This is a genomic window from Candidatus Symbiopectobacterium endolongispinus (assembly GCF_018777385.1).
Taxonomy (GTDB): domain Bacteria; phylum Pseudomonadota; class Gammaproteobacteria; order Enterobacterales; family Enterobacteriaceae; genus Symbiopectobacterium; species Symbiopectobacterium endolongispinus.
In genome coordinates, this window is sequence record NZ_JAFJYB010000005.1 from 122,449 (window position 1) to 147,835 (window position 25,387).

General features: G+C 54.1%; 7 protein-coding genes and 15 pseudogenes. 11 read left to right on the forward strand and 11 right to left on the reverse strand.

Annotated elements, in window-relative coordinates:
• Positions 1 to 27: 27 nt before the first annotated feature.
• Together glpC and JZM30_RS19440 are read left to right on the forward strand one after the other, a co-directional pair.
• Positions 28 to 1,104: pseudogene (glpC, locus tag JZM30_RS19435) on the forward strand (anaerobic glycerol-3-phosphate dehydrogenase subunit GlpC); the annotation flags it as partial.
• 322 nt (positions 1,105 to 1,426) lie between these two features.
• Positions 1,427 to 2,070, forward strand: a pseudogene (locus tag JZM30_RS19440) (pirin family protein).
• Positions 2,071 to 2,113: 43 nt separating this feature from the next.
• Here JZM30_RS19440 and JZM30_RS19445 read toward each other — a convergent pair.
• Positions 2,114 to 2,701: a carbapenem self-resistance protein CarG family protein gene (locus tag JZM30_RS19445; RefSeq protein ID WP_252320771.1), complete on the reverse strand. Its 588-nt coding sequence runs from the start codon at positions 2,699 to 2,701 to the stop codon at positions 2,114 to 2,116.
• 55 nt (positions 2,702 to 2,756) lie between these two features.
• Positions 2,757 to 3,350 (reverse strand): annotated as a pseudogene (locus JZM30_RS19450) (YhgN family NAAT transporter).
• Between the two features lie 356 nt (positions 3,351 to 3,706).
• On the opposite strand from JZM30_RS19450, the gene asd reads away from it, so the two are divergent.
• Positions 3,707 to 4,810, forward strand: coding sequence for an aspartate-semialdehyde dehydrogenase (asd, locus tag JZM30_RS19455; protein ID WP_252320773.1), 1,104 nt, complete (start codon positions 3,707 to 3,709; stop codon positions 4,808 to 4,810).
• Between the two features lie 103 nt (positions 4,811 to 4,913).
• Here the strand turns inward: asd and JZM30_RS19460 are convergent, their stop codons facing one another.
• A complete protein-coding gene (locus JZM30_RS19460; RefSeq protein WP_308167195.1) occupies positions 4,914 to 5,699 on the reverse strand; it encodes a nucleotidyltransferase domain-containing protein in 786 nt (261 codons plus the stop codon).
• Here JZM30_RS19460 and glgB point away from each other — a divergent pair.
• The 4 pseudogenes from glgB to JZM30_RS19480 all read left to right on the forward strand — a co-directional run.
• Positions 5,665 to 7,019 (forward strand): annotated as a pseudogene (gene glgB / locus JZM30_RS19465) (1,4-alpha-glucan branching protein GlgB); the annotation flags it as partial. The gene JZM30_RS19460 and the pseudogene glgB sit on opposite strands and share 35 nt — an antisense overlap.
• A pseudogene (glgX, locus tag JZM30_RS19470) lies at positions 7,016 to 8,948 on the forward strand (glycogen debranching protein GlgX). The pseudogenes glgB and glgX, both read left to right, overlap by 4 nt.
• A gap of 3 nt (positions 8,949 to 8,951) precedes the next feature.
• Positions 8,952 to 9,878: pseudogene (locus JZM30_RS19475) on the forward strand (GlgC family sugar phosphate nucleotidyltransferase).
• 43 nt (positions 9,879 to 9,921) lie between these two features.
• Positions 9,922 to 10,530, forward strand: a pseudogene (locus tag JZM30_RS19480) (glycogen/starch synthase); the annotation flags it as partial.
• A 48-nt stretch (positions 10,531 to 10,578) separates the two neighbouring features.
• Here the strand turns inward: JZM30_RS19480 and JZM30_RS19485 are convergent.
• Positions 10,579 to 11,147 (reverse strand): annotated as a pseudogene (locus JZM30_RS19485) (recombinase family protein).
• An 85-nt stretch (positions 11,148 to 11,232) separates the two neighbouring features.
• Between JZM30_RS19485 and JZM30_RS19490 the strand changes: the two are divergent.
• The 3 pseudogenes from JZM30_RS19490 to JZM30_RS19500 form a co-directional block, all read left to right on the forward strand.
• Positions 11,233 to 13,541 (forward strand): annotated as a pseudogene (locus tag JZM30_RS19490) (Tn3 family transposase); the annotation flags it as partial.
• Positions 13,542 to 13,577: 36 nt separating this feature from the next.
• Positions 13,578 to 14,405 (forward strand): annotated as a pseudogene (locus JZM30_RS19495) (glycosyltransferase); the annotation flags it as partial.
• A gap of 217 nt (positions 14,406 to 14,622) precedes the next feature.
• Positions 14,623 to 16,908 (forward strand): annotated as a pseudogene (locus JZM30_RS19500) (glycogen/starch/alpha-glucan phosphorylase).
• A gap of 168 nt (positions 16,909 to 17,076) precedes the next feature.
• On the opposite strand, the gene JZM30_RS19505 reads toward JZM30_RS19500, so the two are convergent.
• Positions 17,077 to 17,736, reverse strand: coding sequence for an epoxyqueuosine reductase QueH (locus JZM30_RS19505; protein WP_252320775.1), 660 nt, complete (start codon positions 17,734 to 17,736; stop codon positions 17,077 to 17,079).
• Positions 17,737 to 17,960: 224 nt separating this feature from the next.
• On the opposite strand from JZM30_RS19505, the pseudogene JZM30_RS19510 reads away from it, so the two are divergent.
• Positions 17,961 to 20,156 (forward strand): annotated as a pseudogene (locus JZM30_RS19510) (YgiQ family radical SAM protein).
• A gap of 13 nt (positions 20,157 to 20,169) precedes the next feature.
• On the opposite strand, the gene JZM30_RS19515 reads toward JZM30_RS19510, so the two are convergent.
• From JZM30_RS19515 to JZM30_RS25020, 6 genes and pseudogenes are all read right to left on the reverse strand, one after another.
• The gene (locus JZM30_RS19515; protein ID WP_252320777.1) at positions 20,170 to 20,712 is read right to left on the reverse strand and encodes an RNA polymerase sigma factor; all 543 of its coding nucleotides are present in this window, start codon (positions 20,710 to 20,712) and stop codon (positions 20,170 to 20,172) included.
• Entirely contained in the window at positions 20,712 to 21,137 is a 426-nt protein-coding gene (locus JZM30_RS19520) for a hypothetical protein (RefSeq protein WP_438801527.1), read from the reverse strand. The genes JZM30_RS19515 and JZM30_RS19520 overlap by 1 nt, the downstream gene beginning before the upstream one ends.
• 227 nt (positions 21,138 to 21,364) lie before the next feature.
• Complete coding sequence (locus JZM30_RS19525; RefSeq protein ID WP_252320779.1) at positions 21,365 to 22,123, reverse strand: YdhT family protein; 759 nt, start codon at positions 22,121 to 22,123, stop codon at positions 21,365 to 21,367.
• A gap of 10 nt (positions 22,124 to 22,133) precedes the next feature.
• Positions 22,134 to 22,813 (reverse strand): annotated as a pseudogene (phsC, locus tag JZM30_RS24865) (thiosulfate reductase cytochrome B subunit).
• Positions 22,810 to 23,204 (reverse strand): annotated as a pseudogene (locus tag JZM30_RS19540) (4Fe-4S dicluster domain-containing protein); the annotation flags it as partial. The pseudogenes JZM30_RS19540 and phsC, both read right to left, overlap by 4 nt.
• Before the next feature lie 72 nt (positions 23,205 to 23,276).
• Positions 23,277 to 25,370: pseudogene (locus JZM30_RS25020) on the reverse strand (aldehyde ferredoxin oxidoreductase).
• Positions 25,371 to 25,387 lie beyond the last annotated feature (17 nt).

Here is a 25,387-nt window from a genome sequence, read left to right on the forward strand (position 1 = left end):
GCCTGCTCAATGACACCAGTTTTGATGGACGGTGAACGCCTGCGTCTGAAAGATCCGGCGCTGTATGACGAGGCGCTGAAATATTGCACCAACTGCAAACGCTGCGAAGTGGCCTGCCCGTCGGATGTCAAAATTGGTGATATCATTCAGAGCGCCAAAGCACGCTATAACCCGCATCGTCCTTCACTGCGTGACACCATCCTCAGTCATACCGACCTGATGGGAACGGTATCCACGCCGTTTGCGCCATTAGTGAACGCGGCGACCGGGCAGAAACCGGTGCGCCAGTTGCTGGATAAAGCACTGAAAATTGACCATCGACGTCAGTTGCCTAAATACTCATTCGGCACTTTCCGCCGCTGGTATCGTCAACAAGCCGAAGCGCAAAAACAGTTTAGCGAGCAAATCGTATACTTCCACGGCTGCTACGTTAATTACAGCCATCCGCAGTTGGGCAAAGACCTGATCCGCATCTTCAATGCGATGGGGATTGGTGTGCAACTGCTGGAAAAAGAGAAGTGCTGCGGTGTACCGCTGATTGCTAACGGTTTTCATACCAAGGCCAGAAAGCAGGCGCAACAAAACGTGGGCTATCTGGAAGGCGCGGTTCAGGGTAAAAATCTTACCGTGGTAGCGACGTCATCAAGCTGTACGGCAACGCTGCGTGACGAATACCCGCATTTGCTGGGGGTCGATAACCATGCGGTACGCGATAGCATCACGCTGGTGACACGTGAGCTGTATCGCCTGTTAGAGCAAGGCAAAACGCTGCCGCTACGCGTGGCTTATCACACGCCGTGCCATATGGAGAAAATGGGGTGGACGTCCTACACACTGGATTTATTGCGCCGTATTTCCGGGCTGGAACTGGTAGTGCTGGAATCCCAGTGCTGCGGTATCGCCGGAACTTACGGTTTTAAAAAGGAAAATTACACTACCTCGCAGGGCATTGGCGCGCCGCTGTTCCGCCAAATAGAGGAGAGTGGAGTGGATATGGTGATCACGGACTGTGAAACCTGCAAATGGCAGGTAGAGATGTCGACCAGTAAACCTTGTGAGCACCCGATCACGTTATTAGCACGCGCACTGGCGACGGAAAAATAATCCTTTACAGACGCGAATGATAATGATTATTATTGTTATGCATTCCAGAGAGACGCACGCATGTCTTTTCATGCGTTGACGACCCCGCTGTGAAGGCACGACATTGCTCACATTGCTTCCAGTGTTTATTTAGCCAGCTCGGGTGCTGGCTTTTTTTGCCTATCCTCCCCGCCTCTTTTAAATTTTTTGAATTGAGCGATGAGTTTTTTACACTTTCTTATTCGCCACCTCCCGGTAGACTTAACATAACGACAACATTTGTGGGGGCGATATGATTTATTTATGACAGGCTTAGGAGCGTGGTCATGCGAACCACGGTTGGCTGGATAGCTGGCACAGTTGCTCCTTTGCAGACTACTACGATCCCAATATGGGGTTCTCTGCGTTACGTGTGATCAACGAGGACCGCATTGAAAGTGGGCAAGGGTTTGGCACCCACCCGCACAAAGACATGGAAATCCTGACTTATGTGCTGTCCGGCACGGTGGAACATCAGGACATTATGGGGAAACAAGGAGCAGATTCCGGCGGGTGAATTTCAGATCATGAGTGCAGGCACCGGGATTCGCCATTCGGAATACAATGCCAGTCAGGATGAGCTGTTGCATTTGTATCAGATTTGGATCATTCCGGAAAAAGCTGGTATCACTCCGCGTTATGAACAACGACGCTTTGACACACCGCAGGGCCGTCAAAGCGTCGTTGTCACCGGATGCACGTGAAGGTTCGCTGAAGGTGTATCAGGACATGACGCTGTCGCGTTGGGCGCTGAAAGCCCAAGAGCAGTCGGTATATCAGGTGCCGGCAGGCCGTCGCGTGTGGATTCAGGTGGTACGGGGAGAGGTGGAAATCAATGGTCAGGCAGCAGGCGAAAGCGATGCGCTGGCGATATGGGATGAAGAAACCCTCTCAATTCATGCCACGCAACAGAGTGAAATCTTGTTGTTTGATCTGCCGCCGGTGTAACCAAGAACGGTGCGTACCTGTGACGCACCGTTTTTTGCTTTTCTCAGGGAACCTCTGCGGGAAGCAGCGTGCAAAGTGCTGCACTGTCGGTCAACACCGCATCGACATCTTCATAGGATTGCGTGGTGATGACACTTTTCTCTTCATGCCAGGTATAGAGTGGCACGCCGGGATCGTCGTGGCTTTCCTGCAGCACGTAACGTTGCAGTTTAACCGGTTGCGCATCAGTTAAATCCTCTCCCACCTTCTCTGCGGTGATTAAACGCACCCCTTGCGTATAGCGCACCAGTTGAACATCGAAAATCTTCTGCCGCGATGCGGCAATACGATAATCAAACCAGATAAACGCATCGCTGTTGGGGATGGGGACGAGTGAATAACCATCCGGGGTTTTGATGTAAAAGCTCAAGCCTCGGTGAGGGTGTGAGGTGTTGTTTTCGAAGGTGGCAAGCACCGCGAAATCCTCTGAGGTCGAGTGTGCCAGCGCCAGATTATTCACACCCGGTTGCAGCTGTACCAGACTCAAACCCGTGGGGCTCGAAACCGCCGCACTCTGGCAGGCGGCTATCGTCGTACCGCTGTAAAACAGCAGGGCGGCGATGATGCGCCGAGCGTTGGTAAGCAAAAACATAGCGGTGATTATCCCTTTCATGCCCACGCTGGGCGAAAACCGGTCAGTAACCGTCTCATTTCATCAAGTAAGTACGGATGCCATCGAGGAACATCTGGGTCGAAAGCATGACCAGAATCAGCCCCATCAGTCGCTCCAGCGCGGCAACGCCTTTCTCACCCAGTAAGCGCAAAAAGAGATCGGACATCAACAGGATGATAAATGAAATCTCCCAGGCGATGCAGAGTGCGAGCGTTAAATGCGGCAACTGATCCGGATATTGATGCGATAACAGCATCAGCGCGGCCAGAATAGACGGTCCGGCGACCAGCGTGATTGCCATCGGTACCAGAAATGGTTCTTCCCCAGCTGGCAACCCGCTGCTGTTGCTTTACTGCGATGGGAATATCATGCGGATAGCGATTAAAAACAGCACAATGCCGCTCGAAATCGACACGGTTTCGGTACGCAGATTTAGAAACGCCAGAATACGTTCGCCCGCAAACAGAAAAATCAGCATCAGCCCAAGGGCGATCACCATCTCACGAATCAGCACCACCCGTCGGCGTTTCGGGTCCAGATGTTTTAGTACCGACATAAAAATGGGCAAATTGCCCAACGGATCCATAATTAACAGCAACAGAATGGTTGCTGAGATCATTTCGCTCATGATGGTGGTGGACTCCTGTTATCCCTTTAATGATGGCACCGCATTAGCCACATTGCTGAAAAAGCCGGTGTCATCGAATAAATTCACTTGCGACTTCTGATACATTTTGTAAGATTGATAGTCATCACTTTATGTAATATTTGCTGAGTTTGGTGATAAACCGATTTTTATTACCCCTCGCTCTGCCGTCATGATAGTCCTGCCGCCACGGTTTTCGCGCGTTTGCGTGTGGTAAACCTATTGTTCTGCAAGACATTCACCTGACGAGAACAGGGTAACAGAGTGTGTGTCGGCCGTCAGTACTGCCTGTGTGGCAGTCCAAATTCTTTATGTCATCCCAAGGCAGGATTGTTACCATGAAAAATGTTGGTTTTATCGGCTGGCGCGGTATGGTGGGTTCCGTTCTGATGCAGCGTATGCAGGAAGAGCGTGATTTTGACCTGATTCGTCCGGTGTTCTTTTCCACGTCACAACACGGTCAGGCTGCTCCGGTACTGAGTGGACAGCAGGGCACGTTGCAAGACGCTTACAATCTGGATGCACTGCGCGCGCTGGATATCATCATAACCTGCCAGGGCGGTGATTACACCAATGAGGTTTACCCCAAGCTGCGTGAAAGCGGCTGGCAGGGGTATTGGATCGATGCGGCCTCCTCGCTGCGTATGTGCGATGACGCCATCATCATCCTCGATCCAGTCAACCATGCTGTGATCAAACAGGGCCTGGATAACGGCATTAAAACTTTCGTTGGCGGCAACTGTACCGTCAGCCTGATGCTGATGTCGCTGGGTGGCCTGTTTGCGCACGATCTGGTGGAATGGGCCTCTGTGGCGACCTATCAGGCGGCATCTGGCGGCGGTGCGCGCCATATGCGCGAATTGCTGGTTCAAATGGGTCTGCTGCACAATGATGTGGCGAAAGATTTGCAGGACCCTGCCTTTGCCATTCTGGATATCGAACGCAAAGTCACCGCGCTGACGCGCAGTGGCACGCTGCCGACCGACAATTTCTGTGTACCGTTGGCTGGCAGCTTGATCCCGTGGATCGACAAACAGCTGGATAATGGCCAGAGCCGTGAAGAGTGGAAAGGTCAGGCAGAAACCAACAAAATTCTCGGCACCCAGTCCGTAATCCCAGTGGATGGTTTGTGCGTACGCATCGGGGCGCTGCGTTGCCACAGCCAGGCGTTCACACTGAAACTGAAGAAAGATGTTCCAGTGTCTGAAATCGAACAACTGCTGGCAACCCATAACGATTGGGTGAAAGTGATGCCAAACGATCGCGAGATCTCCATGCGTGAATTGACGCCAGCTGCGGTAACCGGCACGCTTTCCACGCCAGTGGGGCGTCTGCGTAAACTGAACATGGGGCCGCAGTATCTCTCCGCCTTTACAGTGGGTGACCAACTGTTGTGGGGCGCGGCAGAACCGCTGCGCTGTATGCTGCGCATCCTGCTGTAGTCCCCTCTGGATTGAATGCCCCGCGTTATGCTGGGCATGTTCTCTCTCACTTCCTGCCGTTGCTTTCTTTGTTCTACTATCGCTTGCCATGCTCTCCACCTTTTTAGCGGCATGCAGCATCAATACCGTTGATCTTTTCAGTGACATTTTCCCTGAGCAGGTTTTCGATACGTTGGGCAAAGGTATTTAGTGTCAGCCACTGTCGTGTGAGCGCCTGGCGATTTCCTGCCATGAGCTGTATGCGCAGTGCCTCTTCTTCTTGTGTCAGCCGGGAGGCATGTTCAAGCAGGGAGGAGGCGAAGCCACAGTCGGAAAAATAAGCGATCGCCTCGTTCCGGTTAGCGGGGTAATGGAGGCTTTGCCATTGCTGCAAGGGGCGGAGACAGCCGTGATCGGCCAGCTTTACCATAAGGCTTAATTGGTAATGTGCGCGCTGACCATAGCATCCGCTTACCAGATAGCCGCGTGCAACCTGGCGGATGGTATAGAGATTATTCAAAATGGCGTTCACGTTGTCTGACGGGCCGCCGGTCTGTGCAAAACAGAAGGGGCCAGCGAGGTGGCGAGTGCCGTTGAGCAAACCATAGCGGCGAAATGTGGGGTATTGTCGGATATTGTTGAGGCTATAGACGGAGAGCGAGAGTTTTTCGAAGCGGTGCTGTATGCGTCGAACCTGCTCCAACGTGGGATGGTCGACATTGTCGAACACCGCCATAAGGTCAATATCCGAATCCGGTCTCATATCGCAGTGTGCAGCGCTGCCATAGAGATAAAGCGATAGCAGGCGGTCACCGAAGGCGGCGTTGAGTGCACCGACGATCGGTGCCGTCATAGCGTGAATCGTTGCAGGGCGCGGTTTCAGCGCGTTGGGCGATGAGCTGCTGCCCATCAACGAACATCCGTTTGACGGTAGCTGGGGTTATCAGCCGCTCGGCCTGTATGCGCCGACGCGACGTTTTGGTACGCCGCAGGATTTCCGCTGTTTTGTCGACACCCTGCACGAGGCGGGCATTAACGTGCTGCTGTATTGGGTGCCGGGGCATTTCCCGACCGATGCCTATGGTTTGGCGCAGTTTGATGGCACCGCCTTGTACGAATATTCCGACCCGAAAGAGGGTTTTCATCAAGATTGGAACACCCTGATTTATAACTACGGTCGCCATGAGGTGCGTAACTATCTGGCGGGTAATGCGTTGTTCTGGATGGAACATTACGGTATTGATGGTCTGCGTGTGGATGCGGTCGCCTCAATGATTTATCGCGACTACAGCCGGGCACAGGGCGAATGGGTGCCCAATTATTACGGTGGCAAAGAGAATCTCTAAGCCATCGCCTTTCTGCGTTACACCAACAACATGCTGGGACATGCGTGTCCCGATGCCATCACCGTGGCCGAAGAATCCACCGACTATCCGGGGGTGACGTTGCCACCGGGCTGCAACGGCTTAGGTTTCCATTACAAGTGGAGCATGGGCTGGATGCACGACACGCTGAGCTATATGCAGCAGGATCCGGTGCATCGCAAGTATCACCACGACAAGATGACGTTTGGCATGCTCTACGCTTACAGCGAGAATTTTATTCTACCGCTGTCACTCGATGAGGTGGTGCACGGCAAGCGTTCACTGCTCGATCGTATGCCGGGCGATGTGTGGAAAAATTTGCCAATCTGCGCGCTTATTACGGCTTTATGTGGGCATTTCCCGGTAAAAAACTGCTGTTTATGGGCGGAGAGTTTGCGCAGGGGCGGGAGTGGAATCACGATACCAGCCTGGACTGGCATCTGCTGGATGAACCGGAAGGATGGCACCGTGGTGTACAGCAGTTGGTGAAGGATTTGAATCACTGCTACCGCGCTCAGCCGCCGCTTTATCAACTGGATTTTCAACCGGAAGGTTTCGAATGGCTGGTGGTGGATGATCGGGAAAACTCGGTATTCGCCTTTGTGCGCCGCGACAGGCGAGGCAATGAAGTGCTGGTGGTCAGTAATTTTACCCCGGTGCCACGCCAAGGTTACCGCATCGGTATCAATCAGCCGGGGCGTTGGTGCGAAATTCTCAACACCGATTCCTGGCATTATCACGGTAGTAATCTGGGTAACGGCGGTGGGCTGGAGAGCGAGGCCATCGGCAGCCACGGCCGAGCCCATTCGCTGATATTGACGCTGCCGCCGCTCGCGACGCTCTATCTGGCGAAGGAGGTGCCGTGATCGCACTACTGCCGGGCAAGCCCGCGCCATTGGGTGCCAGCGTCGATCAACAGGGCATTAATTTTGCGCTGTTTTCCGCCCATGCCGAGAGGGTAGAACTGTGTCTGTTTGATGCCCATCAGCAAGAACACCGCTTCACTCTGCCGTCCCGTACGGGAGATATCTGGCACGGCTATTTGCCACTAACAGAGCAGGAGCCCACTGCGCGCCACGGACTGCGGTATGGCTACCGCGTCTATGGCCCCTTTGCGCCGCAACATGGTCATCGCTTTAACCTGAATAAACTACTGCTCGATCCATGTGCCCGTCAGTTAGATGGCTGGGTGGTTGATGACGAGAGTCTACATGGGGTGATACGTCAGACGAGCGCGACAGCGCTCAGGTGATGCCAAAACCGTGGTGGTGGATGAAAGCTACGACTTGGACGATGACGCTCCGCCAGCCACCCCGTGGGGCGAGAGCGTGATCTATGAGGCTCACGTGCGTGGCTTGACTCAGCTACATCCCGAGATCCCCGCCGAATTATGTGGGACCTACAGTGGTGTGGCACATCCGGTCATGATCAACTACCTGAAAAATCTGGGTATCACCGCTATTGAACTACTGCCCGTGCAGCAGCACTCCGATGAGCCGCGCTTGCAGAAACTCGGGCTGCGTAACTACTGGGGCTACAACGTGCTGTTGCTGTTTGCCGTTGAAACCAGCCTGGCGGCGCGTGATGACGCGCTTAATGAATTCCGCGATATGGTCAAGGCGCCGCACCGTGCGGGTATCGAAGTGATCCTTGATGTGGTGTTTAACCATTCGGCGAAGCTGGATGTTGAAGGGCCGACGCTGTCGCTGCGCGGCATCGACAACCAGAGCTATTACTGGCTGACCGAACAGGGCGAATACCACAACTGGACCGGCTGCGGTAACGCGCTGCGTCTCAATCATCCTGCGGTGATTGACTGGGTGATGCAGTCCCTGATTTTTTGGCGCGGAGTATGTCATGTGGATGGCTTCCGTTTCGATCTGGCTACCGTTTTGGGCAGAACACCGGCATTTGATCCCGCCGAGCCTTGGGATATCGGCGGCGGTGGCTATCAACTCGGGCGTTTCCCCGCCCCCTTTGCCGAATGGAGCGATCGCTACCGCGACGATATGCGCCGCTTCTGGCTGTGCGGCGATGTTTCTCTGGGCGGCTTCGCCCGCCGCTTTGCCGCGTCGAGGGATATCTTTCAGCACCCTCCACGTTTACCGCATGCGTCGGTAAACAAGCTCACCGCGCACGACGGCTTCACGCTGCGCGATCTGGTCAGCTTCAACCACAAGCACAACCACGCCAACGGGGAAGATAACCGCGACGGCACAGACAGCAATTTCAGCAACAACCACGGCACCGAAGGGTTGGAAGCGGATAAGGCTACGCTGGCGCGTCGTGCCGCCAGCCAACGTGCATTGTTGACGACATTGCTGCTGTCGCAGGGCACGCCCATGCTGCTGGCGGGGGATGGACAGGGGCACAGCCAGCAGGGGAATAACAACGCCTACTGTCAGGATAACGATCTGACCTGGCTTAACTGGGAAACAGCGGATAACGCCTTGAGTGCTTTTACCGCCGGGCTGATTCGGCTGCGACGCGCCATCCCGGCGTTACAGCAGGATGCCTGGTGGCAAGATGGAGATGGCCGTGTACAGTGGCTGAACGAACGGGCGCAGCCGCTCACGCCGTCGGCCTGGGAGCAGGGAGAGCGCCGTTTACAAATCGTCCTGTCGTCTGATTGGTTACTGCTGATTAATGCGAGTGCGTCGCCGTGCGAGATGTCGCTGCCCGCAGGAGATTGGCTGGTGTCGCCGCCGTTCGAGGCCTCGAAAGCGCTGCGCGGCGGGTTTTGGCAAGGGAATGCCCAATCGGTGTGTCTCTGTACACGCCGCAGTAAGGAGTAGGCCATGGTAAATAATGAGAAGCATGATCCCTTGATGCTCGCACGGCAGCTTCCACTGAAATCAGTGGCGCTGATTCTGGCAGGCGGGCGCGGCTCGCGCCTGAAAGACCTGACCGCGCGGCGCGCCAAGCCCGCCGTCCATTTTGGCGGCAAATTCCGTATCATCGATTTCGCCCTCTCGAACTGTCTGAATTCGGGGATTCGCCGCATTGGCGTGATCACCCAATATCAATCCCACACGCTGGTGCAGCACATTCAGCGTGGCTGGTCTTTCCTCAATGCTGAAATGAATTTGTCGATCTTCTGCCAGCGCAACAGCGACAGGAGACCGACCACTGGTATCGCGGCACGGCGGATGCCGTCTGTCAAAACCTCGACATTCTTCGACGCTATCGTGCGGAATACGTGGTGATTCTGGCGGGCGATCACATCTACAAAAGATGTGGGAACGCTTGAGGCCTATTGGCGGGCTAACCTCGATTTGGCCTCAGTCACGCCAGAGTTGGATATGTACGACAGAAACTGGCCAATACGTTCCGCCATGGATCAACTGCCACCGGCCAAGTTCGTACAGGACCGCTCTGGCAGCCACGGTATGACCATGAATTCGCTGGTATCCGGCGGTTGTATCGTGTCGGGATCGGTGGTGACGCATTCGGTGCTGTTTCCCCGCGTGCGGGTGAACTCATTTTGCAGCATCGATTCGTCCGTGTTGCTGCCGGATGTGAACGTGGGGCGTTCGTGCCGCCTGCTGCGCTGCGTCATCGACCGTGCGTGTGTTCTGCCGGAGGGGACGGTGATCGGTGAAAATGCCGCAGAAGACAGCCGCCGTTTTTACCGTTCGGAAGAGGGGATTGTGCTGGTGACACGCGCCATGTTGGCGAAGCTGTGGTTCAAGAAGCTGTATTTAAGAGGCTGTCGTTCACGATGATGTGGTGCATGACATCGCAGGTGAGGGGAACGTGGGAGTAAGAATGCGGGTATTACATGTATGTTCAGAGCTGTTTCCGCTGCTGAAAACCGGCGGATTAGCGGACGTTGCTGGGGCGTTGCCAGCAGCGCAAATCGAAGCCGGGCTGGATGTGTGTGTTATTCTGCCCGCCTTTCCCGATCTGAAAAAAGGTGTAGGCAACCTGCAAACAGTGTGTGAGCTGGATACCTTTGCTGGACGCATGGCGCTGCTTTACGGCCACTTCAACGACGTAGGCATTTATCTGATCTATTTGCCGGAACTGTATGAACGTGCTGGCAGTCCATACCACGATCCAGCGCTGTATGCCTATGCGGACAATTACCTGCGTTTCGCTCTGCTGGGATGGGTGGGGTGTGAAATGGCCTGCGGACTCGATCCCTACTGGCGGCCCGAGGTGGTACACGCTCATGACTGGCACGCGGGGTTAACCTGCGCCTATCTAGAGGCGCGCCATCGTCCGGCGAAATCGGTATTTACCGTGCACAATCTGGCGTTTCAGGGTTTGTTCCATGCCCGTCATATGGCATATATTCAACTGCCGGGTGATTTCTTCCAGGTGTACGGCCTGGAGTTTTACGGGCAGATCTCCTACCTCAAGGCCGGGTTGTATTAGGGGTCCGCTTGGAAAACGGAAAATATCCCACGCTAAGACTATTTTTTAAACAGTAGGTATTTGCTGTTTTACTTTAACTCTCAGAATCGTTTGCCGTGTGGTTCTGAATTCCCGGGCAATAGCACTTATACTTACACCAGACTGAATTCGTTCGAGTACCCTTTGTTTTTGTTCTTCATTTAACACCGGTGGGCGCCCAAAGCGTTTTCCTGCATCCCGTGCTCTTGCTATCCCCGAATAGGTGCGCTCGAGTAAAAGGTCTCGTTCAAATTCAGCAACCGCTGAAATCACCTGCATCGTCGGACTGGTCAAATCAACGCCACCCAATGCACCCGAATACCTGATCCGGCCAGTTGCCCCACTGTTTTCCTGATATCCATCGCATTACGACCAAGACGATCCAATTTTGTGACAATCAATACATCGCCATTTTCCAGTCGGTCAAGCAACCGGTTAAAACCAGGACGTTCACCGGCCGCTACCGAACCACTGATTTGTTCTTCGATTATTCGCTGGGGTTTGACGCTAAAACCAGCGGTTTCGATTTCCCGACGTTGATTTTCGGTAGTCTGTTCCAGAGTAGAGACCCGACAATAGGCAAAAATTCGTGACATAATGAAATTTTCTGTACGAAATGGGTGTAAATATTATAATGCGTATCCGAAATTAATTTCACTGACTTTCGTACATATTTGTCAGGTAGTGTACGAAACCGACCGGTTAAATGCCATTGAGTCGCTGGCATTGCCTGACGGCATTGCGCTTTCCGTTCACCAGAACCGTTTACTGAAACTGGCACGCGAAGGCAGGAAAATGAGTAGCCGGGATCTGGCTAAATTCACGGATATCCGCCGTTATGCCTCGCTGGTTTGTATAATATCAGAGGCCAGGGCCACCCTGACTGACGAAGTTATTGATCTGCACGAGCGTATTCTGGGTAGCCTGTTCAACAGGGCAAAACGCACGCAGGCCGAACGGCTCCAGCAAACGGGAAAGCTTATTCAGAGCAAGCTGAAGCAGTTCATTACCGTCGGGCAGGCGTTACTTAACGCCAGAGAATCCGGCGAAGATCCCTGGGCCGCAATAGAAGACGTCATTCCCTGGCAGGAATTCATCAACAGCGTGGAGGAAACGCGGTTTCTGTCACGTAAGGACAACTTTGACCCGCTTCATCTGATCACTGAAAAATACAGCACGCTGCGTAAGTATGCCCCCGGATGCTTTCCGCGTTGCAGTTCAGGGCTGCGCCAGCCGCGATACAGCTTAGTGACGCGCTGGATACCGTCAGAGAGATGTATCGGAAACAACTCCGAAAAGTCCCGTCATCCGCGCCAATCGGGTTCATCCCAGAAAGCTGGCGAAAGGTAGTGATCACTCCCTCCGGTATTGACCGCAAATATTACGAATTTTGCGTACTTAATGAGTTGAAGGGGGCATTACGTTCTGGCGATATCTGGGTAAAGGGATCGCGCCGCTACAGGAATTTCGATGACTATCTGATCCCGTCTGACGATTTTGAAAAATCACTCCGGGATAATCAGCTATCCCTTGCCATTCTGACCGATTGCCATGAGTACAACCGTATGACGCTTCTGGCATCGCGCCTGGAAGAAGTGAATACGATGGCGCTGGCCGGTGATTTGCCTGATGTTGATATATCGGATAAAGGCGTGAAAATTACCCCGCTGGATAATAGTGTCCCTTCAGCAGCATCCCCTTTTGCCGATCTGGTTTATGGCATGTTGTCTCACCCTAAAATTACTGAAATGCTGGATGAAGTGGACGGCTGGACCGGTTTTACCCGCCATTTCACGCATCTTAAAAATAATCACGTCAGACCAAAAGACAGAAAGTTGTTACTGACCACCATCCTGGCCGATGGCATCAATCTGGGGCTGACAAAAATGGCCGAATCCTGTCCGGGAACAACAAAGTTGTCACTGGAGGGCATTCAGGCCTGGTACATCAGGGATGAAACCTATTCAGCCGCGCTGGCTGAGCTGGTTAATGCTCAGAAAAAGCGGCATCTGTCGGCATTCTGGGGCGATGGTACAACGTCGTCGTCTGACGGACAGAACTTTCTGGTGGGTAGTCACGGGCGTTATGCGGGTCAGGTCAATCTGAAATACGGGCAGGAGCCAGGCGTGCAGATTTACACGCATATATCGGATCAATACAGCCCGTTTTACACCAAAGTGATCAGCCGTGTGCGTGACTCCACGCATGTACTTGATGGTCTGCTGTATCACGAAAGTGATCTGGAAATTACAGAGCATTACACTGATACCGCTGGTTTTACGGAGCATGTTTTCGCGCTGATGCATCTGCTTGGATTCGCTTTTGCGCCAAGGATCCGGGATCTTCATGACAAGCGGATTTTTATTCATAGAAAGGCTGAGCGATATCCGGGACTTCAATCTGTGATATCCACAACCCAACTGAATCTTAAAGATATTGAGACGCACTGGAATGAGGTACTTCGCCTCGCAAGCTCGATAAAACAGGGGACAGTTACCGCATCGCTGATGATGAAAAAACTTGCAAGTTATCCTAAACAGAATGGCCTTGTAAAGGCATTGAGGGAAATCGGACGCATCGAGCGGACACTGTTTATGCTGGACTAGTTCCGAGATCCATCACTGCGCCGACGCGTACAGGCGGGGCTGAATAAAGGTGAAGCCCGGAATGCGCTTGCACGAGCGGTCTTTATGCACCGGTTGGGGGAGGTCAGAGATCTGGGGCCGGAGAATCAGAACTACTGGGCTAGTGGTTTGACGTTGCTGACTGCGGTGATCTCCCTGTGGAATACGGTATATATAGAAAGAGCCATAGATTCCCTGAGACGAAAAGGGCTCCCTATTAATGAACAACTTATTTCTCATTTGTCCCCGCTGGGATGGGAGCACATCAATCTGAGTGGGGATTACGTTTGGCGGACAAACCTTAAGCTGGGACAGGGTAAATACCGTTCGTTACGCTCAGTAGATAGTGGTCTGTACAAAAAATAGGCTTAGCGTAGGATATTTTCCGTTTTCCAAGCGGACCACTTTTATGCCGATTATGTCACCACCGTCAGTCCGACCTATGCTCATGAAATCACCTTGCCTGAATTTGGCTACGGGATGGAAGGGCTGCTGCGGACGCGGGAAGAGGAGGGACGGTTATCGGGCATTCTTAATGGTGTTGATGATGCCATCTGGAGTCCGGCGCACGATGCGCTGCTGTCGCATCCTTACGCCCGTGAAACGCTGGTCAATAAGGCGCATAACAAGCGCCAACTGCAAATCTCCATGGGATTGAGCGTGGGTGAGAAAATTCCGGTGTTTGCCATCGTCAGCCGCCTGACGCATCAAAAAGGGTTGGATTTGGTGCTGGAGGCGGTGCCGGAGCTGTTGGAGCACGGGGCTCAATTGGTGGTACTGGGCGCAGGTGATGCTGATTTGCAGGAATGGTTCCTGGCAGCGGCGGCAGAATATCCCGGCCAGGTTGGAGTCCTAATCGGCTATCACGAAGCGTTTTCGCACCGCATTATTGGCGGTGCTGATGTCATCATGGTGCCCAGCCGTTTTGAGCCCTGTGGGCTAACGCAGTTGTATGGGTTGAAGTACGGTACGCTGCCGCTGGTGCGTCATACCGGCGGTTTTGCGGATACCGTTGCGGATTGCTCGCTGGAGAATCTGGCCGATGGTCTTGCCACTGGTTTTTCCTTCAGCGATTGCAATGTCGGCGCGCTTTCCCGAGCGATTCGCCGAGTGTTTGTGTTGTGGTCTCGTCCCACGCTGTGGCGTTATGTGCAACGTCAGGCGATGGCGATGGACTTTAGCTGGCGGGTAGCTGCGCAGGCATATCGTGCACTTTACCAGCGCTTATGACCCTAAATACTTCGAGTTGCGGGAAGGTGGCAAGTGACGGAATCCCGATGAGCTTACACCGGTAAGTGATTCGGGTGAGAGAACGCAGCCAACGCACCTGCAACTTGAAGTATTTAGGGTATAGCCGTGCGTTGCATGGTGAGGACAACGTGCAGGGGCGTTAGCGATCTCGGTCAAACAACGCTTGTCGTAACACTCATGATTGGGAATAAACGTAATGAACTCTCCGTTTATCTACAACTCACCCACGCTCAGCGTGGACGCGCTAAAGCATTCCATTGCCTATAAGTTGATGTTCAGCATAGGTAAAGATCCCTCTATCGCCAACAAGCACGAGTGGCTGAACGCCACGCTGCTCGCGGTGCGCGACCGCATGGTGGAGCGCTGGCTACGCTCCAACCGAGCGCAGCTCTCGCAGGATGTGCGACAGGTTTACTATCTCTCGATGGAGTTCCTGCTGGGCCGAACGCTGTCGAATGCGCTGCTGGAGATGGGGCTGTACGAGGATCTAAAGCAGGCTCTGGACGACATGTGGCTGGATCTGGATGAGCTGATCGAGGAAGAGAACGATCCCGGGCTGGGTAACGGTGGCCTCGGGCTTTTGGCGGCCTGCTTCCTTGATTCGCTGGCGACGATGGCACTACCCGGCCGTGGTTATGGCATTCGCTATGAATACGGCATGTTTGCGCAAAAGATTGTCAACGGTCAGCAGGCTGAATCCCCGGACTATTGGCTGGAATACGGTAACGCCTGGGAATTCCCGCGTCACAGTACGCGCTATACGGTGCGTTTTGGCGGGCGTGTACAGCAGGAAGGGAGTAAGGCGCGCTGGGTGGAAACCGAAGAGATCATTGCCAGTGCCTATGACCAGATAATCCCTGGCTACGACACGGATGCGACCAACACGCTGCGGGTGCGCAGGCCAGCAGTGAAATCAATCTGGGCAAGTTCAATCAGGGTGACTACTTTGCTGCGGTGGAGGACAAAAACCACTCGGAGAACGTGTCGCTGGTGCTTTATCCCGATGATTCAACCTACTCCGGGCGCGAGTTGCGCCTGCGTCAGGAATATTTTCTGGTGTCTGCCACGGTGCAGGATATCCTCAGCCGTCACTGGATGATGCACAACACCTATGACAACCTGGCGGATAAATTTGCCATTCACCTCAACGATACCCATCCGGTGTTGGCGATCCCCGAACTGATGCGCTTGCTGATCGATGAACACAAATTCAAATGGCTGGATGCCTGGCAGGTGGTGACGAGTGTCTTCTCTTACACTAACCACACGCTGATGCAGGAAGCGCTGGAAACCTGGCCGGTGGACATGCTGGGCAAGATTTTGCTGCGCCATCTGCAACTGATTTTTGAAATCAACGAGCACTTTCTCGAAGAAGTGCAAAAGAAATTCCCGAAAGATAACGATCTGCTGGCGCGCGTTTCCATCATTGATGAAACCAACGGTCGCCGGGTGCGCATGGCCTGGTTGGCGCTGGCGAACCCGTCGTTGTCGAAAGTGCTGGATGACGCGATTGGTAAAAATTGGCGTACCAACCTCATCCAGTTGGAAGATATCAAGCCGCAGGCGGGTTTGTGCAGAAGGTGCGTAAGGCGAAGCTGGCGAACAAGCAACGTCTGGCGGAGTACGTGGCCGAGCATCTGGATGTGGTGATCGATCCTGAAGCGTTGTTCGATGTGCAGATCAAGCGCATTCATGAGTACAAACGGCAACTGCTCAATCTATTGCACATTATCACGCTGTATAACCGCATCAAGGATGAACCCAAGGCCAAGCGTGTGCCGCGCGTGGCGATTTTCGCGGGTAAAGCGGCGTCGGCGTACTACATGGCGAAGCACATCATCAACCTGATCAACGATGTTGCGGCGGTGATCAACCATGATCCTGACATGCATGACAAGCTGAGGTGGTGTTTATTCCCAACTACAGTGTCAGTCTGGCGCAGATCATCATTCCTGCGGCCGATCTGTCTGAGCAGATCTCGCTGGCGGGGACCGAAGCCTCCGGTACCAGTAACATGAAATTTGCGCTCAATGGGGCACTGACCATCGGTACGCTCGATGGGGCCAACGTGGAAATGTTGGAGCACATTGGTGAAGAGAACATGTTTATTTTTGGCAACACCACGGAACAGGTAGAGGCACTGCGCAAGAACGGCTATAACCCGCGTGAAATTTACGAGAAGGACGAGGAGCTACGCCGGGTGCTGACGCAGATTGCCACCGGGGTTTTCAGCCCGAACGATCCAAGACGCTACGGCGATTTGTTCGATTCGTTGGTGAATTTTGGCGACCATTGGCAACTGTTGGCGGATTATCGCAGCTATGTCGATACTCATGACAGAGTGGATGACCTCTATCGCACACCGGAAGAATGGACGCGCAGAAGCATCCTCAATATCGCCAATATGGGTAACTTCTCATCTGACCGCACTATTCAGGAGTATGCCGACGATATCTGGGATATCAAACCGATACGGCTGTAACGGTGGTGGGGGAGTACTGAAATGGTGCTTTCCCACACATCGTCTTCGGCTTCCCCCACGTCATCCTCGGCGAAAGCCGGGGATCTCTGGCAGAAGGAACACGTTTCCCCTGTAGGAGATTCCCGCTTTCGCGGGAATGACAGGTAGAGTGCGGGATTACCCGTGTGATTACTCCTCGGTACCGTAATACAGTTTCCCGATTTTAATCAGCGGTCTGCCCTGCGATTTGCGGTGCAGATTGCTGTCGCGCAGGGAATAAACGCAACCGCAGTATTCTTGCTGATAAAATTGCTCCCGCTTGCTGATCTCTATCATGCGCGCAGAGCCGCCCCCTTTACGCCAGTTGTAACCCCAGTACACCATACCAGGATAATGTGAGGCGGCCCGCTGGCCGCAGTCATTAATTTGCTGCATGTTTTTCCAGCGCAAGATGCCGAGCGAACTGCTGATCACCGTAAAGCCATTTTCCGCGGCATAGAGTGCGGTGCGTTCGAAGCGCATATCAAAGCACATGGTGCAGCGAACGCCGCGCTCCGGTTCCCACTCCATTCCTTTTGCCCGTTCGAACCAGTTATCCATGTCGTAATCGGCATCGATAAAGGGCACCCCATGCTTCTGGGCGAAGCGAATATTCTCTTCCTTGCGGATGAGATACTCCTTCTGCGGATGAATATTGAGGTTGTAGAAGAAAATGGTGTAGTGAAGCCCGGAGGCCTGAATGGCTTCCATCACTTCCCCTGAACACGGCGCGCAGCACGAATGCAGCAGGAGTTTGTCCGCCCCGTTGGGGAGCGTAAGAATCGGGCGTTTCAATGCAGTGCTGGTCATATATTCTGTTATGTGGCTGGCTATATTTACCTGAAGTGTAGCATTGCAAACGCGCAGGCTGGCTAACGACCTCACCCGGTGTGTTTTCTTGCAACGTTGGTGCGCGTTTTTTGCGCAGAACCATTTTCATGATCTGTCTCATTTCCTGTGTAAATGCCCCCCTTTTTCTGGGGAAATCGGTAGAATTTCCGGCCCTGATAACCCCCTGTGTTGAAGAGTTGACCGTGTCCACAAGCCTGATTGTTCCTGAACGCCATCTGTTTTCTTACCCACGCTACTGGGCTGAGTGCTACGGCACGGCGCCATTTTTGCCCATGAGCCGCGCAGAGATGGATGAACTGGGCTGGGACAGCTGCGACATTGTGCTGGTGACAGGGGATGCCTATGTGGACCATCCCAGATTCGGCATGGCGATCGTTGGCAGGATGCTGGAGTCGCAGGGGTTTCTGGTTGGGATTATTGCCCGGCCGGACTGGACGCAGAAGAACGACTTTATGCGTCTGGGCAAGCTGAACCTGTTTTACGGCGTGACGGCGGGCAATATGGACTCGATGATCAACCATTACACCGCCGATCGCAAAGCGCGCCATGATGATGCGTATACGCCAGATAATATTGCCGGTAAGCGTCCGGATCGCGCCACACTGGTTTATACCCAGCGCTGCAAGGAAGCCTTTAGCGATGTGCCGGTTGTGCTGGGTGGCATTGAGGCTAGCCTGCGCCGCATCGCCCATTACGACTATTGGTCAGACAAGGTGCGTCGTTCGGTGCTGGTGGATGCCAAAGCCGATTTGTTGATCTACGGCAACGGTGAGCGGCCGCTGGTGGAAGTTGCACACCGCCTGGCGGCGGGAGAGCCCATTAGTTCGATTGTGGATGTGCGCAATACCGCCGTGCTGCGTAAAACTGCGCTGCCCGGTTGGACATGGGTGGATTCCACGCGTCTGGATAGCCCCGGTCGCATCGAACCTATTCTTAATCCCTACGGCGAAGACTTGCCCTGCGTCGCGAATACGGTAAAGGGTTCCACCAGTGGCAAGCCCATCACCGTGCGGGCACACAAGCCAAAGCCGTGGGAAAAAACCTATGTGTTGTTGCCCTCGTTTTAGAAGGTGAAAAACGACAAGGCCATGTACGCGCATGCTTCGCGTATCCTGCACCACGAAACCAACCCGGGCAGTGCGCGTGCGCTGATGCAAAAACACGGTGACTGCTATGTGTGGATTAATCCACCGGCCATTCCGTTGCAAACGGATGAGATGGACGCGGTCTACGCCTTGCCGTATCAACGGGTGCCGCACCCCTCCTATGGCACATCGCGCATCCCGGCCTACGATATGATTCGCTTTTCCATCAACATCATGCGTGGCTGTTTTGGCGGATGTGCGTTCTGCTCGATCACCGAGCACGAAGGACGCATCATTCAAAGCCGTTCGCAAGAGTCGATTGTGCAGGAGATTGAAGCGATCCGTGATGAAGTGCCAGAATTTACCGGCATTATCTCCGATCTGGGCGGACCCACGACCAACATGTACATGCTGCGCTGCCAGTCACTCAAAGCGGAGCAAACCTGTCGCCGTGCTTCTTGCGTCTACCCAGAAATTTGCGCACACATGGATACCAACCATGAGCCGACAATCCAGCTATATCGCCGTGCCCGTGCCATGAAAGGTGTCAAGAAGGTGCTGATCACTTCTGGGGTACGCTACGATTTGGCGGTGGAAGATCCACGCTATATCAAGGAATTGGCCGAACACCACGTGGGCGGTTACTTGAAGATTGCGCCAGAACACACGGAGCAGGGGCCATTATCGAAGACGATGAAACCCGGCATGAGCAGCTACCACCGTTTCAAAGAGCTGTTTGACACCTATTCGCGTCAGGCGGGCAAAGAGCAGTATCTGATCCCGTACTTTATTTCTGCTCACCCTGGTAAGCACGATGAGGATATGGTCAATCTGGCGCTGTGGCTGAAAAAGAACCGCTTCCGGTTGGATCAGGTGCAAAATTTCTATACTTCACCTCTCGCCAGTTCTACCACCATGTATTACAGCGGTAAGAATCCGCTCAGCAAGGTGGATTATCACAGTGAAGAGGTGGTGGTGCCGCGTGGCGATCGCCAGCGCCGTTTGCATAAGGTGCTGCTGCGCTATCACGATCCGGCTAACTGGGCGCTGATTCGTGAGGCGTTAACTGCGATGGGCATGAAGCACCTAATCGGTAATCGCCGCGAATGTCTGGTGCCGGTAGCGACGGTCGATGAACGCCGCAATGCCAAGCCCTATCACAAGAGAGACACGGCGCAGGATAAAACCGCGCAGCCTGAGCTCACCCGCTTTATGGGGGAAGGGCGGCGGCCAGCGGCGAAGAAAAATGTTGGAAAAGCAAGCAATAAGCAGGGGCAGTCCGGCAAGCGATGAGTGAGCGGTCGCCTCACGCTTGTGTCACGGCCTGATAAAGCCACTGTAACCGGACGCGCAGAAACTGTACGGACTGGTGCTTACGTAACAGCAAAGTTTCCACAGGGACGCCGGTCTCCTGCGCCAGTTGTTTGAAGCTGTAGACCTGCAACTCGGTTTTCTCAAAGGCTTCTCGTTGCAGCGCTGCCGCCAGCTCTTCCCACACCAGTTGGTACAGATAGGCATCTTCTGTGCTATCCGGCGGGCTGAACAGAATATCGGCCAATTCATCGCCTTCCGGCCAGCTCTCCGTTGCCATTTCCGTGAGCGATATGTCGTGCTGCTTGCGCGAGCGATCGACCAACTCGTTGCGAGCAGCGCGAAATAGCCAGGCAGAAACATGCTCTATCGGATCGAGGTAGCTGTCGGCTTTGAGCTGCCGATAGCTGATTTCCTGAAAGATATCTTCCGCTTCAGCCGTGCTGCGCGTACGTCGAGAGATAAACGCACGCAGTCGTCGTTGACAGGCTTCAAGCGCAGTGAGCAGAACGTTTTGCCTTTGCATGGCGTCAGCCATTACTCCGTTTTTCCGCTTTGGTCGGCGGGTTTGTCGCTTGGCACCGGTGCGTCATACTGACTGTCATGACACGCCTGATGCCTACCACGACGGTGCGCGAAAGGGCCGTGATGAAAACGGTGACCGCAGCGCTCCCCGTGTGGGTCAAATCCCCGCTGGTGAAAAAAAGCGTCACGCTGTTCCTGACTCATGGCTAACCAACGCTCACGCATTTCGCGCCCATGGCGGCCAAAAAATCCCCGGTAGCCTATGCCACCAAACAGTATCTTACACAGGATCAGCAGCCCCAGCGCCTGGAAAAAGCCAATGCTTTGGACGCCAAAAATGGCGGGCAGCAAGGCATTCCACAGCAGCATTACCAGTGTGGCAATCGCCACAACCGCCAGCAGCCCGATACCCAGCATTTTAAATTTACGATCGTGCATGTCATCTACTCCGTGTTGTTCTGATAGTGAAGTAGACGAATCAGGCAGAGAAATATTTGCATCAGGCGGCAAATTTTTTAAAAAAATGGGATGTAGTCAGAGACGGTGCGTTGAAATAGCGGCGTGATACCGCTACTGTAGAGAGCATTAGCAGTTGACGCAGTCGGCGGGAGTGAGGTGTTGATTTTCTGCGTTATCCGCGAGCGGTTCTATCTTACCGTGCTCTGTCAGACGGTAGAGGATACCAGCAACAATGCCGTTTTCTCCTTCATAGGCGGTGACAAAACGCAGGAGTTTGCCGTCATGGTAGCTGAGTGCTGCACAGCCACCGACGCCCAGCGTGAACTGTTGCACGCTGCCACTAGAGCAAAACACGCTGTCGGCACCGCTGACCTGTAGCGTGACGTTATCTCCGCAGTTGGCAATGCGCGCGCGATCGCCCAACGCGCTGATGCGGCAGTTCTGCCCCGTATTGCTATTTTGGCGGCAAAGCCGCTGCTCACCAACTGGCAGCCGTAGCCTGCGCTGGCGATGCTGTCGTTATCACCGGATTGACCGATAAAGTTGCCGTTGCCGGTGGCGGCCAGATTGCTTTGAAAGCCGGAGCAGCCAATATTCAAAGCGTGAGCGCCGCTGGCAAATTGCAAGGTACACGACAGCATTGGCGTGAAGCGGCCACTGGCGTGGCCGAGTGGGGTAATGTGCAACTGTTCTGCCTGACAGCGTGTCAGCTGCGCTGCCAGGGTTCGCGCACTGCCTATCTCCTGTTCGAGAAACGGCCGGGCGCCAAAGTTGTGCGCGTAGGCATAATCCACCAAACTTTCCAGCCAGGCGCTGCGGCCATCGCCAATCAGCGCCTCGTGAATCGCCTGATAGTTGCCGCCCGTTGGAAAACGTTGCAGGAACCAGTGATACAAGTCGCGGCTAACGTGCAGCGTGCGCAACTGTTCACGAGTTATGTGCGGTTCTCCATGGGTCGGCATCATGGGTGCTCCATTAGTGCCTGTGGTAGTCATCGACCATACTACGGAAGGTCTGGGTCGGCGTGCGCCCTGTGGTGCACAGATAGAGATGCCCACAGATAAAGAACACGCTGAGTACCGCCAGCATAAAATGCACCGGCAGCAGCCAGGCTTTCACCAAGACCCATCCGGCGGGCAGCCACAGCGGGTTATGCAACAATACGCCTGAGAGCAGCAGTAGCGGCACCAGACTGTACATCACCCCCAGAAGCCACCTGCTAACTTGGCGCGCGGTGTGGCCGGGAATGGATGATCTTCACCTTTGATAATGCCGTAAAGATAAAAGCGCACTTGCAGAAAAGCCCGCTGGCCCCATCCCTGTCGCTCGATAACGTAGTGGTGCCCGTTGCCACCCAGCGCGTTAATCAGCACAAACGCCAGCCAGCACGCCAGCAACAGTATAAACAGCAGCGCGTTGCTCCAGTGCCACAAACGTACCGCCCGCGAGTAGAGATACACCTTCTCCTCGTGTCCGTCAGCATGCGGCGCAGCGAAGCGATAACGCAGGAAACCGTGCAGCGCCAACACGCCCAGCATGCCGACAAACGCCACGCCGGCCAGGATCAGCCAGATAGGCCAATAGTCGGGGGTGTAGAGATAAACATACTGATACAGCTGGGACTGAAATTGCTCAGCGTTAGGCATGATATTCATACGTTCACCTTCTTCACTTCATGGGGCCCGGCCGACGATAGAGGTGTGGTTTGCCCACATTTGGCAACTGATACTCATAGTAGTCGTGTGTTTTCAGCCAGTTCTGCACCACGTCACTGTCCTCCCGTCCAAAAATCAGGGCATTTTGTGGGCAGGCACTGACACAAATGGGCGGGAATCCTTTCATCAGACGCGATTCCAGACAGAAGTCGCATTTATCCGCCACATGGGTAACGGGGTTCAGATAGCGCACCTGATACGGGCATGCGGAGATGCAGTAGCTGCACCCAATGCACTTGGGCTTATCCACCCGCACGATCCCGTTGCTGTCGGCGCGTTTTCCTGCGCTGTCGGTGCATCGCTGTCTGCAACGTCCTCTGTGGCGGCAAGCGCCGCATCCGGCAATTCATCAGGAGGCGTTGTTTCGTTATCCACAACAGTTTTCATGATTGATGTCTTGTACTCAGGCCGGCAACAGGTTGTGCGCTGCCAAATCGTCTGCTACCTCTTTCAGATCAAGACGTTCCAAAACGGCACGCGTCGGGCAGCCCAGTTCAGGGTCCCAGCCCATGGCGCTGTAGAACATCGTCAACGATTTCTGCACGTCCTCGCGATCCATCTTGCCCGTGCCTTCGCTGAACGCGGGCAGTTTCGGGTCCTTATCGAACACCCAGTCACAGATCTGATCGTGCTCACGGCGCATATCCATGGTGTTCATCAGCTTCACGGTGTAGGCGCGGTGTAACGTGAAGATACGTTCTGCTGCCAGATCGAGGCTGGCTTCGGTGGTATCTTCGCCGGTCACAGCAGCAAAGAATTTCGCCTCCATTGCCAGATCGCCGCGATAGTTCCGGCTTTTGTGCGGTGATACCGTCATCGGCCACACCCAGTTACACAGCGTCGTGCGGGCAGCTTCTCAGCAGCGTCCACTTGGCGTAATCAATCTTGTAGCGGTTGATCGGGGTGTAGTTTTTGGTTTCGTCAAAAGCATCAGCAGAGCCGAACAGCTCAGCGGCGATCTCTTTTTGCAGCTTGAGCGGCAGGCCGCTGCCAATGTAGTTGATGTGGGTGTGAGTCATGGCATCACGGTTGAACATGCAGTTGACGATCGTCCCCACCTGCGCCGAAGCTTCGTTGGCATGGTGCACCGGGAAGCCCATGGGCGACCACAGCTTGTTTTTGGCGTAATTCCAATATTCTGGTCCCAGATTCCAGCGCTCCGCGATGAAATAGGATCCGTCGGACAAATGGCTGAACTCGCCAATGCGGTGGGCCAGGCGATGATAGATATCCTTGATAAAGTTCGGATCGCCTTCTTCCATCAACTTCCAGGGAATAGATTCATACTCTTCGGCGGGCAATACGCGTTTGAACACGCCGTGGGTATGGCAGTAGGTAAAGTCCCGGTGCAATTGACCGTAGTTACACCACAATCCCATGTCGTCGAAGATTCTCAGACCGACCAGGTTTCCGACCACGTTGCCATCGCCTTTTTCAGCGATATCTTTGGGGCCGTTGGGGAAAATGGTTGTGTGCACAAAGTTGGCTACACAGGTGTTGCCGCCGGTGGTCGGTCCACCAAACTGCTTGGCTTGCGGCACGTTAAGCTGCGACATACAGCGGATCGGGCAGGAGTTATATCCGCCCATTTTCACCGTGTATTTTTCCGCGGCTGGCCCCAGATCGAAGGTGGATTTCATGGTGCGGAAACCGACGGTGTTCTGGTTGCCAGGTGGGATTTCGCCGGTTTCAATCGGGCCGCCTTCCGCCGCTTGCCAGTACAGACCTTTGCGTGCGGTCCAGCGCGATTTCTGGTCTGAATATTCAGCCCATGCCTGCGGCGTGCTCGGGACAACGTGGTTATTGTTGGCACCGATGAGCTGCGTCATCATGTATTCGTTGAGCGCTTTGAGTTCTTCGCGATTCGCGACATTAACGCCGTGGCTACCCCACACAGCGATGGCTTTGAGGTTTTTGGAACCGAGTACGGCACCTACGCCCGCGCCACCGCTGTGGTTGCGGCTGTTAAGAATGCCGGAGAGCGGTACCAGATTTTCCCCCGCCGGTCCGATAGCCGCGACGCAGGTTTCTTCACTGGTGGCGCGACAAATTTCTTCGGTGGTGGCTCGTGTGCCTTTCCCCCACAGGAAAGCGGCATTTTCAATTTTGACTTCATCGTTCTGAATATTAATCCAGACCGGTTTTTCCGCTTTGCCTTCAATAATAATGGCGTCGTAGCCCGCATATTTCATGTAGGCGGCAAAGAATCCCCCATATGCGCATCAACAACCAGATGGCCCCGGGTAAAGGTCGACAGTGAGGTAATATTGACACGTGAACTGCACGGTGCGCCGGAACCGGTCAGTGGCCCGACGGCGAAAACGACTTTATTGCCCTCATCGAAAGGTTTTGTTCCGGCTGGCACCTCGTCGTACATGATTTTATAGCCAAAGACCATTCCGCCAACCATCTTTTTATATTGGCTGGAATCCTATTTGCTGATGGTGCCGGTGCTCAAGTTGATACGTAATATATTACCTGTCCAACCGTTAATCATAATTTTTCTTCCTGCGT